Here is a 14,525-nt window from a genome sequence, read left to right as displayed (position 1 = left end):
GATGCGACGGAAATGTCCAATATGGTCAACTGAGCCCAGACTGGCCGACGTTCAGCGCGGACGGGAACCTGCACCCAGGTGCTCGCCCCAAGCGGGACCGGACCGGTCGGCCTGGCAGCCGAGCACCACTGCGGCTGCTGCGCGACACCGCTGGCTTCGCGCGAAATCGCCTCTCTGAAGGTGGCGATTTCGCGCGAAGCCGGCGTTCGCCACGCCTGGCGGTCGGCGATTTCGCGCGAAATCGCCGCTAGCACCGCTCGGCGTACCAGGTGGGAGGTTCGCCGAACATGTCCTTGAAGTCCCGGGCGAAGTGCGCCTGGTCGGCGTAGCCGAGTTCGGCCGCGAGCGCCGCCCAGTTCCCCTCCCCCATCCGCTCGGTCGCCTCGCGCAGCCGGTAGCGGCGGATCACCCACTTCGGCCCGACCCCGACGTACTCCGAGAACAGCCGCTGCAGCCGGCGGACGCTCGTGCCGAGCTCATCGGCGAGCGCGTCGACCCTGGTGATCTGCGGTTCCGCGGCGATCAGCGCGACGATTTCCGCGGCCTCGTCGGCCTTCGGGTCGGGCCGCGGCAAGCGAGCCCGGAGGAACCCCTCGACCTCGGCCACATCCGGCGCGTCCGGCAAGCCCGGGCCGAAGATCTCGCGCGCGTCGATCGACCGGTCCGTGATCGTCGAGACCGATGCGCCGAGGAACGGGCGGAAGCAGCCAGGCCGGAACGCCACCCCGAACACCCCGCTGCGACCTTTCAGCACCCTGGTCTGGTGGCCGCTGAAGACGCCGTTCACGGTCGCGCCGCCGTCCTGGAACGTCAGATGCACGTTCGGGAAGGGCACGATCAGCTGCCGGTAGGGCTCGCGGTAGTCCCAGGAAACGACCCAGTAGCGCTCGACGTGGCGGGCGAGGTCCGGTGACGGGGCGTGGGTGGCGTGGCGCTGGTACTTCGTCCACGCGCCCCCGAGTCCGCGGGCGTCCCTGGTCACGGGTGGATCCTATGTCGCGTTCGTTCAAGACGTCGGCCGCTCGCCGTGCTTGTCTGGAGCCATGTCCGAAGCTCAGTTCTTGACCCGCGCGGCCGCATCGCTGCGGGAAATCGTTCGCAACATCAAGCCCGACCAGCTCGACGCCCCGACGCCGTGCGCCGAGTACGACGTGCGCAAGCTGGTGAACCACCTGCTGTTCTGGGGGCCGTCGCTGGAGGCCGCCGCGCGCAAGGAGACGGTGCCGCCGCCCGCCGAAGCCGAGCAGGGCCTGGATCTGACCGGCGGCGACTGGGCGGCGGACCTGGTGGCGCTGCTGGACCGCACCGCGGGCTCCTGGAGCGAGGCAGACGCGTGGGAGGGCACCACGCACATGGGCGGCCCGACGGAACTGCCCGCCTCGATGGTCGGCGGCATGATCGTGGTGGAACTGGTGGTGCACGGCTGGGATCTGGCGAAGGCCACCGGACAGCGCGTGGCGCCAGACGACGACGTCCTCGACTACGTGCACGGCGAGGTCGCGAAAACCGCCGACCAGGGCCGGGAGATGGGCGTCTACGACGCCGAAGTCACCGTCCCGGACACGGCATCCACATTGGACCGGATCCTCGGCCGCACCGGACGGAATCCCGCCTGGACGCCATAACCGGCCCTACCGAGAGCTTCCGGGTTTCCGCTGGTGACTCTGCTCGTGAGCGCTTTGGAGCGCCATAGCACTCCAAAACACTCACGAGCGGCGCTGCCTCAGCCAGCGGCGCGGCACCGGACAGGAACCGGCCGCCGATCACCATCAGGCCCGGCGGGCGAACCGCCAGGTGGACGCCCGCGCCGATGCCACAAGCTCAGCCCAAGCGGTCGTGCCCGGACAGCCGTGGAGCGCCTGAAAACACACACGAAACCGGCATTCCTCGTGAGGGCGGGTGACGGTTTCGCGCGAAAACGCCGCCAGCACCGCGCGACTAGAAGTCGAACGCCGCCTGCGCGCCTGCGCTGTTGCGCCGCTCGAAGTCGAGCAGGTGCTGCTTCCGGCCCAGACCGCCGCCGTAGCCGGTGAGGCTGCCGTTGGAGCCGACGACGCGGTGGCAGGGCACGATGATGCCGATCGGGTTCTTGCCGTTGGCCAGGCCGACGGCCCGCGAGGCGCTAGGCTTGCCGATCCGCTCGGCCAGCTCGCCGTAGGAAATCGTTTCGCCGTAAGGAATTTCGCACAGGGCGGCCCACACGGCGCGCTGGAACGGGGTGCCGGCCGGCGCCATCGCCAGGTCGAACTCGCTGCGCTGCCCTGCGAAGTACTCGCCCAGTTGCTCGATCACCGGCCCGAACGGTGTCGTGTCCGGCTCGCCGAAGTTCTCCTCGGGCGGGCGATGGCGCTGGTCTTCCATGTATAGACCGGTCAGGGCCCCGTCGACGGCGACGAGGGTGAGCGGTCCGACCGGACTGTCGATGACGGTCTTCACCGATTGCACGGAAATCCTCTCCTCAGGCGGGAAGCCGGTTGATCGCGTGGTCGCCGGTCGCCCACAGGTATTGCACGGCGTACGCACGCCAGGGGCGCCAAGCGGCCGCATGGTGGGTCAGCGCCGCGGGTGTCGAGGGCAGCCCCAGAGTACGGGCGGCGTACCGGATGCCGAGGTCGGTGGGCACGAAGGCATCGGGGTCGCCCAGGGCGCGCATGGCGACCGTCTCGACGGTCCACGGGCCAAAACCCGGCAGCTCGGCGAGCTGGGCGCGAGTCCGGTGCCAGTCGCTGCCGACGCTCAGGTCGATGCCGCCGGCGGCCAGGGCGCCGATCAGCGTAGTGATCGTCTTCCGCCGAGACTGCGGGAAGGCGAGCGTCTCCGGGTCAAGCTCGGCCAGCGCCGCCGCGTCCGGGAACAGGTGGGTCAGGCCGCCCGCTGGGTCGTCGACGGGCTCGCCGTGCGCGGTGACCAGCCGAGCGGCATGCGTCCGGGCCGCCGCGGTGGAAACCTGCTGCCCGAGCACGGCCCGCACCGCGAACTCGGCGGCGTCGACGGTCCGCGGCACCCGCCGCCCCGGCTCCTTCTCGACCAACGGCGCGAGCACCGGATCCGCGCGCAGGAGATCGTCGACGGCGACCGGATCGGCGTCGAGGTCGAGCAGCCAGCGGCAGCGGGTGATGGCGGCCGACAAGTCCCGAAGATCGGTCAGGGTCAGCCGGCAGTCGATGTACTCGGGCTGCGGGCGCAGCGTGACGACCCCATGCCCGTGCGGCAGGCGCAAGGTGCGGCGATAGGCCCCGTCGCGCCACTCCTCGACCCCGGGCACGGCGGTAGCGGCGAGGTGTCCGAAGAGGTTGTCCGGGCACAACGGCGCCCGGAACGGCAACCGCAAAGCCAACGATCCGGCGGCTGCCGGCTGCCGCTTCGAAGCGCGCGCCCGCAGCTCGGTCGGGACGAGTCCGAAGACCTCGCGCACGGTGTCATTGAACGTCCGCACGCTGGCAAAACCGGCGGCGAACGCGACGTCGCTCATGGGCACTGAGGTGGTCTCGATCAGCAGCCGCGCGGTCTGCGCGCGCTGCGCCCTGGCCAGTGCGAGCGGCCCGGCCCCGAGCTCGGCCAACAGCTGCCGCTGGATCTGCCGCACGCTGTACCCGAGCCGCGCGGCGAGCCCCGGAACGCCTTCCCGGTCGACGACGCCATCAGCGATCAGCCGCATTGCCCGGCCCACCAGATCCGCCCGCTCGTTCCACTGCGGCGAGCCGGGGCTGGCATCCGGCCGACACCGCTTGCAGGCCCGGAACCCGGCCTGCTGAGCGGCGGCGGCGCTCGGGTAGAACCGCATGTTCTCCACCTTGGGCGGCACCACCGGACAACTCGGCCGGCAGTAGATCCCGGTGCTGATCACGGCGGTGAAGAACCACCCGTCGAACCGAGCGTCCTTCGACTGAACGGCCCGAACACACCGCGCCACATCCTCATGCATACCAACCAGCATCACCACAGCACCAACCCAGCGCTAGCGAAAAAACGACATCAACATGCCCGCTGAGCTTCCACGCCTGGTGCTTCGCTCTACTACCGCCACAAGCAGGGTTCGGCAACTGCGGCCAGCTCGTTCAAAGTCCCGCAGCATCGAAGCGCTGCATCAAGGTCGGCTTGCGCCGGTGCTCGTCCCGAAGTTGTTGGCAGCGTTGGGTGAACACCGTCTCGTCATTGCTCCGTGCGCTGAGCGCTTTGAGATCGATGAGGAGGCTGACAGCAGCGTCGTATTGGCTCTGGTTCCTGGTGGCGATTAGTGCGTCTACTTTTTGCCACGCCGCTTCCCTGTCAGCGGCGAGAGCATCAAGCCGCTCCTCGCGAGCGGCGGCGGCCCTGCGCTCGCGGCGAGCGCGCAACTCTTCAGCGCGGCGAGCCTCTTCTTGCCGCCTTTCGTCCCCCCGCCCCGACGCCGCGTCCAGCAGCTCACCGACCGTGCGGGAACCGGCCATGGGCGTAGCCGCGTGCAGGCTCCGATAGCGCCGCCGAAGATCGGCAATGCCACTCGCATCGCCTTTGGCAGCGCGGACCAGGAGTGCGTCCTTTTCCTTCTGCGACAGGCTTTTCACGAATTCGACGAGCCCGTCATCCGAAGGACCTGCGCCGAGTGGCGGGCTGGCTTGTGTCGCGACGGCCAGCAGATCCTGATCGATCCGCAGAAACTCCACCAGTGCACGCTGCGCTCCGGTCAGCTTCGAAAGCCCAGCGGGAACGGGAGGTTCAACCTCTTCGACGTCGATGTACTCCGGGTCGAGGTAAAGGCCGATGGTCGTCAGCCATGCGAGATAGAGGGCGCGGTGGTCGCCACCAGCCAACTCCTCGCGGATCGCAAGCAACGCTCCCAGCCTCGGGTCTTCGGTGTATTCCCATTCGCCGCTTTCGTCTCGGTACAGGAAGCTCAGAATGACGTTGTCGCCGTGCTGCCAAGCAATGGTCAGATCGCCATCGACGCAGTACCGCTGCGCTGCCTCAAGATCAAGAAGCTGCGCGGGAACCCGAAGCATCAGCTGCCGGTCGCCCCAGTTCGCGAAGCAGAGGAAGGCGTCAAAGTAACGCTCCATCAATACGCGCGGATTGCCCCGGAAGTTGCCCCAGTGATACTCGTTAACAAACCCGGTTGCAGAAATGTCCGCCCGACTCGAAAGAGCCCGAAGTTCGCCCTGCTGCCGTTCATCAAGCGGCTGATCAATAGCCAAAAACTCGTAGTACTGGTACTCGCTCACGCGCGCCCCTCGTGATGCTGGAAGAGTGATCGCTTCTCGCCAGAGCAGGCTACGCACACCCAGCTCAACCGAGTCGCCCTGCACGGCGTCAGCGTCGATGCTGGATTGGGTCCCTTAACGCCGAGACGAGCGCCGACCACTGCGACGACCCGAACACCAGCACGGCTCCGCCACGATTCTTCGAGTCCCTGACGCCGACAAAATCTGCTGCCCTTGCCACCTCGACGCAGTTCGAGGTCGACCCCGACCTACTCGACTTCCGCCACTCCGCCAGGGACCATTCCGGCACTGTCACTACCTCCAGAAGCAAAAACCCTGCTGCGCTCTACGGTTCAGCCGAAGCGCTCCGCCTTGACGGCGGCTAAGAAGGATCCCCAGGCCTGCGACTGGAAGACCAACGTCCCCCCGTCCCGATCCTTGGTATCCCGCACCCCGACCACGTCGGTGCCGGTGCCAACCTCGACACAGTCAGACTGGCTCGCGCTGCGGCTGGACTTCCGCCAGGTCTGGAACGCCATGACTCTCACCCCTCTAGCTCGTCAACCCGCCTTGCGATCAGCTTCGCCGAATCCGCAGGACTCAACGTCACCCGTTGGAGTGTATCCAGCACTTTCGCGTAATCGGCAACGTCAGCAGGCTCGTCCAGGAACGCGCCCAGCCTGCGCTGCTCCAGGTGGACGATCGAGCGGGCCTTCGGGAACTCAAGCAGGACGAAGGAGCCTTCGAGCCCGGGATGGGTTGCGACTTCTTCCGGGATGACTTGGATGGTCACGTTTCGACGCCTGGCCATCTTCAAGATGTGGCGCAGTTGTTCCGTCATCACGCGCGGTCCTCCGACGACTCGCCGAAGCACACTTGCGTCGATGAGAGCGTGGAACACGACAGGCGTGGGCTTGGTGAGAATCTCCTGTCGTCCAAGGCGAATAGCAACGCGCGCCTCGATGTCGGCAGCGTCAACACCGCTGCCGCGCATTACAGCGCGCACGTAGTCACTCGTTTGCAGCAGTCCTGGAACCAGGACCATGCCGAGACAGCTGATCTGGCTTGCGTCACGCTCGAACCCCAGCAAACCGGTGAGCTGCTTCGGCAAGCCCGGAACACCGGTCTCCCACCAGCCGGGCTGATCCTGTTCGCGCACAAGCTTCAGCAGGCGGTTACGGTCCTCACCCGTCACGCCGAGTATGGCGAGGATCGCGGACACGTCAGCTTCGGTGACTACCTTCGCGCCGCTCTCGATGCGACTCATCGTCGCCTTGGACAGGCCGAGTCGCTTCGCGACCTCCTCCTGCTTGTAGCCACTCCCGTTCCGGAGCTGTCGCAGTTCGGCTCCCAAGCCTCGTGCGCGAGCACTGCCATTCATGCTGAGCAGCCTAGATCGTCCGCTCGGGTCGCTGGTTCACCCAAAACGGGAATAGATCAGTTTCAGAAACTACCGATAAATTCTGAGAAGACCCAAGGAGGTTCCAGTGTCTGACTACTTGACCTACATCTGGCGCCCGGTCACGGGCGGACGCCACGCTTTCCCCATCGCAGCAACGAAAAACCCCGCGGGTCTCCCAGCGGTTGCGTTCTGCGGAGCAGAAGCGGACGCGGCGGAGCTGCACGACCGGTCCGAAGTGGTCTGGATCCGCGAAGACTCCTGCATGCGCTGCTGGCGCATCCTCGCCGCTCGCCCCTGACACGTCCGGGTGGAGATGGCGTTTTCGCGCGAAACCGTCACCGCCACGCGTGCGAAACGCCGATTTCGCGCGAAAACGGCGCACCCCACACCCTGAAAGGAAGCCATCTCATGTTCTGGATCCAGCTCAGCACATTCATCCTGTTCAACCTGCTGATCCTCGCCATGCTCACCAGCCAGATCCCCACACGAGCCATCGCGTTCTCAACAGGCCAGCACGCCGGAGGCCGCGAAGGCGCCTACACGGTCTGGCACCTCATAGCCGACGTCGAAGCCGAAACCCGCGAAGCGGCAGACGAGCACGGGTTGGAACACGAACATCCCCGCATACCACCGGGATTCCCCGCCACCGACCCCGACGAACCCACCGGGCGGCACCACCTGCGCACCTGAACATTCGTGAGTGCTCACTCCGGTTCTTGCCGGAACGAACACTCACGAGCCCTGCCCTCCCGAGCCGGGCCGGTGCGGTGACCTCCCCGACCTCCGCCGCACCGGCCCACCCCGGTGACCGGGCGCGACACCCCCACCACCACGCGTCCGGTCACCGACCACACCGCTCGGACGAATGCCGCCCTTTGCAGGCGCTACCCTTCAAGTCATGGCTGACGACGCCGACCGGACGTTGCCCAACGGTTCCTGGGCTTCTTCCGCTGGGCGCCGGCGGAACATGCAAGCGATCCGGAATCGCGACACGGCGCCCGAACGGCTGATCCGGAGCCTTGTGCACGCCCAGGGGCTGCGCTATCGGGTTTGCGCACGTCCCTTGCCAGACCTTCGGCGTACCGCTGACATGGTCTTCAGGCCGTCGAAAGTGGCGGTCTTCATCGATGGCTGCTACTGGCACGGCTGCCCCGAACACTACAAGGCGCCCAGCAGAAACCCCGAGTACTGGTCAGACAAAGTCGCGCGCAATATTGCACGCGACCGCGACACCGACCAACGACTCGCCGACGCCGGATGGCTCGTTCTCCGCTTCTGGGAACACCAGTCCACGGAACATTGCGTTCGTCAAATAGTGGAAAAAGTTTCCTTACGCAGGAATAGGGTCAACGCCGACTGACTTAAAGATGTCGAGCTGCTGAATTTCACCCAATTCACTCGAAGCAATCTCGTCTTCCATTTCAAGACCTTCCAGGAGTTCATCGCGCAGCTCTGGGCGCAGCACCGCAGCAATGGCTCTACCGACAGCTTCAGCGACAGGCGGAGGAAAAGCGTTCCCCACCTGCCGGTATCGAGCGGTCTTACCTCCCGAAAACTTCCAGTAGCGCGGGAACCCCTGGATGATCGCCGCTTGCTCGACGGTCAGCATCGGCCCCGCTTCCCGGAGCAGGTCCCGGCTAGGAATGCATTGCTCACGATCGTTCGCAACCCCCATAGCGTCAATCCCGAGCTCTGCCCAAGCACGCTTGGCTCGCGTCGGCCCCAGGTCAGCCCCCCCGTGCTTCTTGGATCCTCCCACCAGCGTTGGCGCAACCGCGTTGATCTTGCCATTGCGCTGCGCGCCCTCAGCCCTTTCCGCCCACTTTACGAAGACCCTCTTCCCTTCCTCACCGTGATCGTCACAGCGCTGCTTCATGGTCTTGCGCAGAGCTTCAAAAACGCTGACCACACCCAGCCTGGAACGAACAGGCCAAACGAATTCACCACCAGCCGGAAGAATATCTTTCCTAATAGCGACCAGAATGGCACGAGGGCGCAGCTGCGGAACCCCGAAGTCACGCGCCTCCAGGATCCTCCAGGACCGACCGAGATCGAGTCCTTCCTCAGCAACCTCGTACTCATCACTCAGCTTATCGAGAATATACTTCCGATAGGAGGAAAATTTGTGACGAGGCTCGAGAAGGCCGCGTACATTCTCGATCATGACAGCCTTGGGGCGCAACTTCTCGACCAATTTCAGCATAACAGGAAAGAGATCTCGCTCATCATCTTTCCCAAGCTGTCTTCCCGCCAAGGAGAACGGCGGGCATGGAACGCCGCCAGCCAGTAGATCAAGCTCGCCCGGCTCGATTCCCAGATCTTCACGGAATCGTTGAACGTCGAGCTCGACAAATCGGTGCAGATCTTCTTCAAGAATTCTGTCGGAGCTGATATCCAGGCGCCCTGCGTTCACGCGGAGCGTCTCGGCAGCGTGCGGATCGATCTCTACGAGCGCCCTGTGCGTGTAGCCAGCGTTGTGCAGACCGACCGCCTGGCCTCCCGCACCTGCACAGATCTCGACTGAGGTCAAGCCGCTTCTGCCGACGCTCGCACCCATCGGCACTCCTTCTGTCTCACGCTAACGACGCCCAAGTGTCGCAGATGGCTCCGACAAGACTCTCGACACAGTAGAGCACCGCCGCGAGACAAGAACGGGCCCCGCGACGGGCTCGGCACCGTCCTCAGGACGCGAGGCTTCCCATGTGCCGCAGCAACGCCCGAACATCGCTAGCGTCCAGTCCACCTGCAACAGCTGGCTCCTCTTGAAGATCGGACAGCTGCTGCACAGATGGATCGTCGAGGATTCTCCCCATGAACTCCAGCTTCTGTTTCAGGCGTGTCTCGACCACCTCATCGATGGAGTCACGGACCGCGAGCACTGTGACTCGGGTCTCGATATCGGGCTCGAGTCCCAGGCGGTGAATGCGATCAAGACTTTGCAAGAAGCGGCCGGCCATGAAGTCACGGTCGACGTACACAGCGTCATGGCACACCTGGTGCAGGCTGATCCCCTCGCCCAGTGTGGCCGGGTTCGACACTAGAACCATGCAGTTCGGGTCTTCCCTGAAGCGCCGGAGCTGGTCGTCACGGTCAAGCGTGCCACCGTGCACTACTGCAGGCTGGTACTCCTCCAATAACTTCTGCAACGTCGCAAGACTTCGCACGAAGGTCGTCCACACCAACGTCTTGCGTCCGCTCCGGGCATTGGCCGCCACGATCGCAGCGGCCTCCTGGTACTTGGGGGACATCTCGTAGCTGGGGAGGTTCTGCAAGAGCGTGTACAGCGAGTCGCCCTTCGGAATCTCCAGAGGCGGAAGCTGGTAAGGAAGCGGCTCGTACTTGCTCGCTGCCTCAAGCAGAAGTGCTGGGCTCGTCGCTGCCATCAAGAGCCGCAAGGCTGTCCGGCCGAGAGCGCTCAGGTCGTCACGCGCCGTGTCCCCAGACAACCCTCCCACCAGTGAGTCATAGATTTCTCTATGCAGTGGAGGCATGTCGACGACACGAACCTTGGAGCTGACCGAAGGAAGCCCGAGTTCCTGCTTGGTCGTACGTGTGAACAGCGGGCGCAGGACGCTGCTTGCATACGCAAGATCGCCGCTTCCCACCGCGGAGGAGACTGTCCGGTGCCCGTACCCCGGCCAAACGAACCCCAGCAAGCTCTCCAAGTCCCTGGCTCCGTTCGGTGCCGGCGTACCAGTAAGGATCAGCCTCCGTCGCGCTAACGGACCAAGTGCCATGCATGCCGCGCCGTAAGTCCCACGACTCCCGAGCTTCATCCGATGGGCCTCATCTAGGATGATCATCGAGGGCGCTGCCTTCAACCATCCGGCGAGTGTTCCGAGCGAACGGTCAAGCCGCTCGTAGTTGACGATCAGGACCTCAGCCCACTCGTCGAAACCGAGAGATCGCTCGAATACGTGTGCTCGCAACGGGTAGCGAAAGCACTTGCCAGTCTCAAACTGCCATGACTCATAGGCAGATTTAGGACAGACGACCAACAACCGGCGAACTTTTTTTGCCGCGCGTTGAGCTGCGTAGATAGCAAGAGCAACACGTGTCTTACCAGCGCCTGGAACACTGAAGTTTGCGCCGTGCTGCAAGGCAAGCAGCTTGGCTATGTCGCGGACCTGGAACTCTCTGAGGTCTCCTGTCCAGTCGTCCCCGAGCAACGAAAGAACCTCGGACGTCCCGAGTTCGTTCGTTGCCACACCAGTGTCTAACTTGGACTTGACCACCGCGGCATCCTGGAGGTTGCCTCGGACCAACTCAGCAAGCTCCGGCTCCCACTCCACGCCGGCGTGATCTGGCCACCCGCTGATCAGCTTCAAACGCCCTAGAAGGTCGTTCAGATCAACAGCCACCGAAAGCGGACCTACTTGTGATCCGCTTGGGAAGTGACCCGCTAGCTGAACGAGATCGTCCTGGAACCTTTCCGCTACCCTGAGCACGACTCGGGTACGAGACTCATCGAAACCAATACTCAGCGTTGATTCGTCAGCTACGCCGGTCACGAGATGTCCTCCATCGATGCGGCCTCCAGCAGCCAGGAGACGCCCGATCCAGGGTTGCGAATTCCCCTGCCCGCTTGATGCGCGAGCTTCCGGAGGCTCTCCCGCAGATTTACCACGGCGTCATCGAACGCTTCCTCGTCTAGGGCACGAGAGGCACGCGCCTGCACAAGATCCACAACACATTGGTCGATATCTGCACAGGCATCCGCGAGTCGTGCCGGCGCCAACTGCTTGCGCTTGCGCAGCCGGGCACTCCGGCCTGCCTTGTCAAGTGCGCCGTCGAACGCCTTCCACACTTGCTGAAACTTCTCACCTGCGTGTTTCCTGTCATCGTCTGGAACCCCGGAGAGATCCTTTGCTTCCGCCTTCGCCTGCAACACCTCATCATGGATCTTGCGGGCCGATGCCAGCACGTCCGTGTCTCCCGGAATCGAAACGCCCAAGCCCGGAACAGTCACCGCGTCCTCATCTGCGGTGGCAGCGAAGAACACCTCCGGCAATTCCTTGCGCAGGTAGGTGTCCTGGAAAGCCCCGTCCTCGATGTGCCGGACGTCCGTCTTCGCGAAACCGAGCGTGATCGCAGCCAGGCGGAGTTCCTTGAACACGTCAGCCTGCTCTTGATCGACTGCTCGCAATTTTTCATATGCCCGGTGCAGCTCTTTGAGCTTTTCCTGGTGATCTTCGAAGTCAATCAAGGTGAGCACGGCACCTCTTGGGCCCTGGCTGCGCTTGATCTGCTCACGAATCGTGCTGAGAATCCACCTCTCCTGCTCCACCGTCTCCTTGCGGACCCTGAACTCCTTGGCTATTGCCTGTTTGTCCTTACCAAGGCCCGCTTGCTCCTCCATCGCCAACATCCTGTTGATGTAGGAATACTCTCGTCGATGATCATCCCGAAGCTGCAGGGAGAGCTCGATCGCATTGATATCAGTCCATGTGAACGATTCGGGAAGGATTCCGACACGCATCGACTGACGGCCGAGTTCTCGCAGTGCAGCAGCACGCGTGTTCCCGTTCACCAGGATGCCCTCGTGCGTCACCAGACCCGGATCCGTTTGCCCGAAGCTCTGGAGACTCTCCTTGAGGTTTTCGAAGTCTGGGTCCCGCCGGCTCGGGTTCTTCGGCTCCGCCTGAAGCAAGAACTTCAAGTAGTCCTGGCTCTGAGTGCTGTACGGGTCCTCGTGAAGAGCCCGGTCACGCTGAGGATCGTGGCTGCGCTGAGCCCGGATTCGATGCGTAGCCGGGTTGAAGTAAAGCCTACTCAGCGGAAGATCGATCACCTCAACGTGCAATGGCTGCTGATTCCACTCAACGGTGACAGTCTCCCGAGTGCCCTTGGAAGCCGTAGCTTCCGCAAGCCGCTTCTTGATCAGTTCACTGAGTGCAGCCGCACCCGGTGGCGTCGGTAACTCCCGCAACTTTCCCTCTCAATCTTTTTCTGCTTGCTTCCAGCCAAGCAGGCTCCGCGCGAGGCGGGCGAAGTTGACATCGCCTCTCCGATGCCGGCGTTACGCTTCCGCATGATCGCGCCGGCATCGGAGAGGTGGGTCATTCCGCCGACATCACCAAAGCGTGCTCGTCGAGCGCCCACCGATACCAGGTGGCTGCTCCCCGCTACCCAGCACATCGCGCTTGATCTCGGCACGTGCTTCTTCCGGAAGTGCACGGAACGTCGCCCAAAGCTTCTCCAAAGCACTGAAGCTCCGGCGATCCCGCTTCAACCAGCCGACGAAGATCTTCCGCTCCAACGGTTCAAGAGCTGTCACGTCACGAATCACGACCCCCAGGTCAACAACCTTGCCGCGCCCACCGATCCGGCACCTGTTGCACTCGGTGACCAGCTGTACCTCCGTTGTCCCGTCGACTAGCTTGACCTGCTTTCGCGCAACGTCCAGCTGAGCAGTGGAAACGCCATCTTCGTAGTAGTCGCCGGCCGCAACTCCACACGACCTGCACAAGAAGTTGTCGTCCGACATGACTTTGGCCCGCTGCGCTGCCGTCAAGCTCGCCTTCGGCTTCGCTTTCGCACGCTCCGGCCCCCAGACCTCGATCCCTTTCTTCGCATATCGCTGCTCCTCCAGCCGGAGAGAAGGGTCTTCGCGCCTTGTGTCGATCTGCCAGTCGTACGCACGCAGGTCGCGCAGTCGGCGATCGATCTGGGACACGTCGGGGAACGCCTCCCGGAGCTGGTTCTTGGTGAAGACGTTGCCCTCACCAACCTTGGACTCCAGCCACAGAGCTGCCCGGATCATGCTCCCCAGGCTCGTGTCCCGCCACGACGGCAGTGTCATCAGTCCTCCCTCACCTGTTCACACCCCAGCGACAACCGACCAGGTGCAGTCAGCGCCCCAGAGTAACGTCCTCAAGGTCACCTCGCAGGCCCCCCGAAGATCGCCTCCGTGCCACACAGTGGACACCCGGAACACGAGGATGTCCAGCTCCTCGCCACTTTGTGCAAACTTCTTCATTTCGCACACAAGCCGCGGACCGCTTGACGCGCTGCCCGTGCGCGCGGTACAAGTAGGGATCCATGATCACCCGAAAGAGTCACGAATTTGTAACGCTTCCGGGGTCTGCCGTTCAACCTGCTCATACACGCACGGGCACATCACCGCGCGAGCCGAAGGGACGCCGTCATCAACAACGAGACCGCCCAAACTGAACTTGGGCGCATGATCAACCTTCTCTGCATGAAACTGCAGGCCCCGAAACGAGACCTCGCAAGCATGTGCTCACGCCTCGACAAGGAGGGGTACCCGGTCACCGTGAGCACGCTCTCGCGCTATCGCAACGGCAAGAGCGTTCCCCCTGAAGGTTTCGTTCGAGCACTGCATGGAGCAGTGACCGTCGACACCTGCGACCAGGTCGACATCTCGCTCGAGCAGCTGACCACCTTGTGCAGGTCAGCAAGAAATAGCAGCAAGCGGCCGCGTCCGCTCAAGCTGGATGCCGACCACGGCTTCCGGGGCGACGACTCGGTGTCAGCGGCCAAGATTCTCGCAACTCCCCTGCCGGTCGAGACTCTGCGGGCTTATTTTGCAGACCGGCAGAGGATCATGCGGCAGCAGGCGTCGGCACGAAGCAACGTCGCCGCCGACGCGAAGCGGGAAGCTGTGGATGCGGCGGTAACACTTTCGCGCAGTGGTCGCGATGACGACGCTCTCACCCTCCTCCGGGAACTCCCCGGAGTTCTCGGCCCCGCTACCACCGGTGCCAGCATCGTCAAGCTCCGCCAGTACGGCGAGCACGCGCTGGCGGAGACCTTGATCGGCACTTTCAGCCGCGAACGCTCAGACAGGGAAGTCCTGCGCTTCTCGCTTGCCCTGAACTACTTCGGCCTCGTGGCGGACGCGACCAAAGCAATGTCTATCGCCTTGACATCTCCGCCGGCATAGGAAGAAGAGTAGATCGGGCTCTGATCAATCCTTCCGG

Annotated in this window: 16 protein-coding genes; 5 read left to right on the top strand and 11 right to left on the bottom strand. The window is 63.8% G+C overall.

Annotated elements, in window-relative coordinates:
- Window positions 1-247: 247 nt before the first annotated feature.
- Window positions 248-982, bottom strand: coding sequence for a helix-turn-helix domain-containing protein (locus tag E1288_RS23495; protein ID WP_132488514.1), 735 nt, complete (start codon window positions 980-982; stop codon window positions 248-250).
- A 61-nt stretch (window positions 983-1,043) separates the two neighbouring features.
- Here E1288_RS23495 and E1288_RS23490 point away from each other — a divergent pair, with 61 nt between their 5' ends.
- Window positions 1,044-1,625 carry a TIGR03086 family metal-binding protein gene (locus E1288_RS23490; RefSeq protein WP_132488512.1) on the top strand — a complete coding sequence of 194 codons (582 nt, stop codon included), beginning with the start codon at window positions 1,044-1,046 and terminating at the stop codon, window positions 1,623-1,625.
- 313 nt (window positions 1,626-1,938) lie between these two features.
- Here the strand turns inward: E1288_RS23490 and E1288_RS23485 are convergent, their stop codons facing one another.
- The 6 genes from E1288_RS23485 to E1288_RS23460 form a co-directional block, all read right to left on the bottom strand.
- Complete coding sequence (locus E1288_RS23485) at window positions 1,939-2,445, bottom strand: methylated-DNA--[protein]-cysteine S-methyltransferase (protein WP_235883758.1); 507 nt, start codon at window positions 2,443-2,445, stop codon at window positions 1,939-1,941.
- Window positions 2,446-2,458: 13 nt separating this feature from the next.
- Window positions 2,459-3,925, bottom strand: coding sequence for an AlkA N-terminal domain-containing protein (locus tag E1288_RS23480; protein ID WP_132488508.1), 1,467 nt, complete (start codon window positions 3,923-3,925; stop codon window positions 2,459-2,461).
- Between the two features lie 133 nt (window positions 3,926-4,058).
- Complete coding sequence (locus E1288_RS23475; RefSeq protein ID WP_132488506.1) at window positions 4,059-5,201, bottom strand: hypothetical protein; 1,143 nt, start codon at window positions 5,199-5,201, stop codon at window positions 4,059-4,061.
- Window positions 5,202-5,289: 88 nt separating this feature from the next.
- Window positions 5,290-5,490, bottom strand: a complete 201-nt coding sequence (locus tag E1288_RS23470; protein WP_207954514.1) for a DUF397 domain-containing protein — start codon at window positions 5,488-5,490, stop codon at window positions 5,290-5,292.
- Window positions 5,491-5,533: 43 nt separating this feature from the next.
- Window positions 5,534-5,719, bottom strand: a complete 186-nt coding sequence (locus tag E1288_RS23465) for a DUF397 domain-containing protein (protein WP_132488502.1) — start codon at window positions 5,717-5,719, stop codon at window positions 5,534-5,536.
- Between the two features lie 5 nt (window positions 5,720-5,724).
- Window positions 5,725-6,561 (bottom strand): helix-turn-helix domain-containing protein, encoded by an 837-nt coding sequence (locus tag E1288_RS23460; protein ID WP_132488500.1) that lies wholly within the window; start codon window positions 6,559-6,561, stop codon window positions 5,725-5,727.
- Window positions 6,562-6,667: 106 nt separating this feature from the next.
- Here E1288_RS23460 and E1288_RS23455 point away from each other — a divergent pair, with 106 nt between their 5' ends.
- The 3 genes from E1288_RS23455 (at window position 6,668) to E1288_RS23445 (ending at window position 7,942) form a co-directional block, all read left to right on the top strand.
- A complete protein-coding gene (locus E1288_RS23455; RefSeq protein ID WP_132488498.1) occupies window positions 6,668-6,880 on the top strand; it encodes a zinc finger protein in 213 nt (70 codons plus the stop codon).
- Window positions 6,881-6,990: 110 nt separating this feature from the next.
- Window positions 6,991-7,272, top strand: a complete 282-nt coding sequence (locus tag E1288_RS23450) for a hypothetical protein (protein WP_132488496.1) — start codon at window positions 6,991-6,993, stop codon at window positions 7,270-7,272.
- Between the two features lie 208 nt (window positions 7,273-7,480).
- On the top strand, window positions 7,481-7,942 hold the full coding sequence (locus E1288_RS23445) for a very short patch repair endonuclease (protein WP_207954513.1): 462 nt from the start codon (window positions 7,481-7,483) through the stop codon (window positions 7,940-7,942).
- On the opposite strand, the gene E1288_RS23440 is transcribed toward E1288_RS23445, so the two are convergent.
- The 4 genes from E1288_RS23440 to E1288_RS23425 all read right to left on the bottom strand — a co-directional run bounded on the left by E1288_RS23440 (window position 7,913) and on the right by E1288_RS23425 (window position 13,384).
- Window positions 7,913-9,139, bottom strand: a complete 1,227-nt coding sequence (locus E1288_RS23440; RefSeq protein WP_132488492.1) for a DNA cytosine methyltransferase — start codon at window positions 9,137-9,139, stop codon at window positions 7,913-7,915. The two genes, E1288_RS23445 and E1288_RS23440, sit on opposite strands and share 30 nt — an antisense overlap.
- 124 nt (window positions 9,140-9,263) lie before the next feature.
- Entirely contained in the window at window positions 9,264-10,943 is a 1,680-nt protein-coding gene (locus E1288_RS23435; protein ID WP_235883757.1) for a DEAD/DEAH box helicase, read from the bottom strand.
- Window positions 10,944-11,089: 146 nt separating this feature from the next.
- Window positions 11,090-12,511 carry a ParB N-terminal domain-containing protein gene (locus E1288_RS23430; RefSeq protein ID WP_132488490.1) on the bottom strand — a complete coding sequence of 474 codons (1,422 nt, stop codon included), beginning with the start codon at window positions 12,509-12,511 and terminating at the stop codon, window positions 11,090-11,092.
- Between the two features lie 144 nt (window positions 12,512-12,655).
- Complete coding sequence (locus tag E1288_RS23425; RefSeq protein WP_132488488.1) at window positions 12,656-13,384, bottom strand: hypothetical protein; 729 nt, start codon at window positions 13,382-13,384, stop codon at window positions 12,656-12,658.
- Between the two features lie 381 nt (window positions 13,385-13,765).
- On the opposite strand from E1288_RS23425, the gene E1288_RS23420 reads away from it, so the two are divergent.
- The gene (locus tag E1288_RS23420) at window positions 13,766-14,488 is read left to right on the top strand and encodes a hypothetical protein (RefSeq protein WP_132488486.1); all 723 of its coding nucleotides are present in this window, start codon (window positions 13,766-13,768) and stop codon (window positions 14,486-14,488) included.
- The last annotated feature ends 37 nt before the right edge of the window (window positions 14,489-14,525 follow it).

Source organism: Saccharopolyspora elongata (genome assembly GCF_004348985.1).
Lineage (GTDB): Bacteria > Actinomycetota > Actinomycetes > Mycobacteriales > Pseudonocardiaceae > Saccharopolyspora > Saccharopolyspora elongata.
This window is presented reverse-complemented; position numbering and strand designations above follow the sequence as displayed.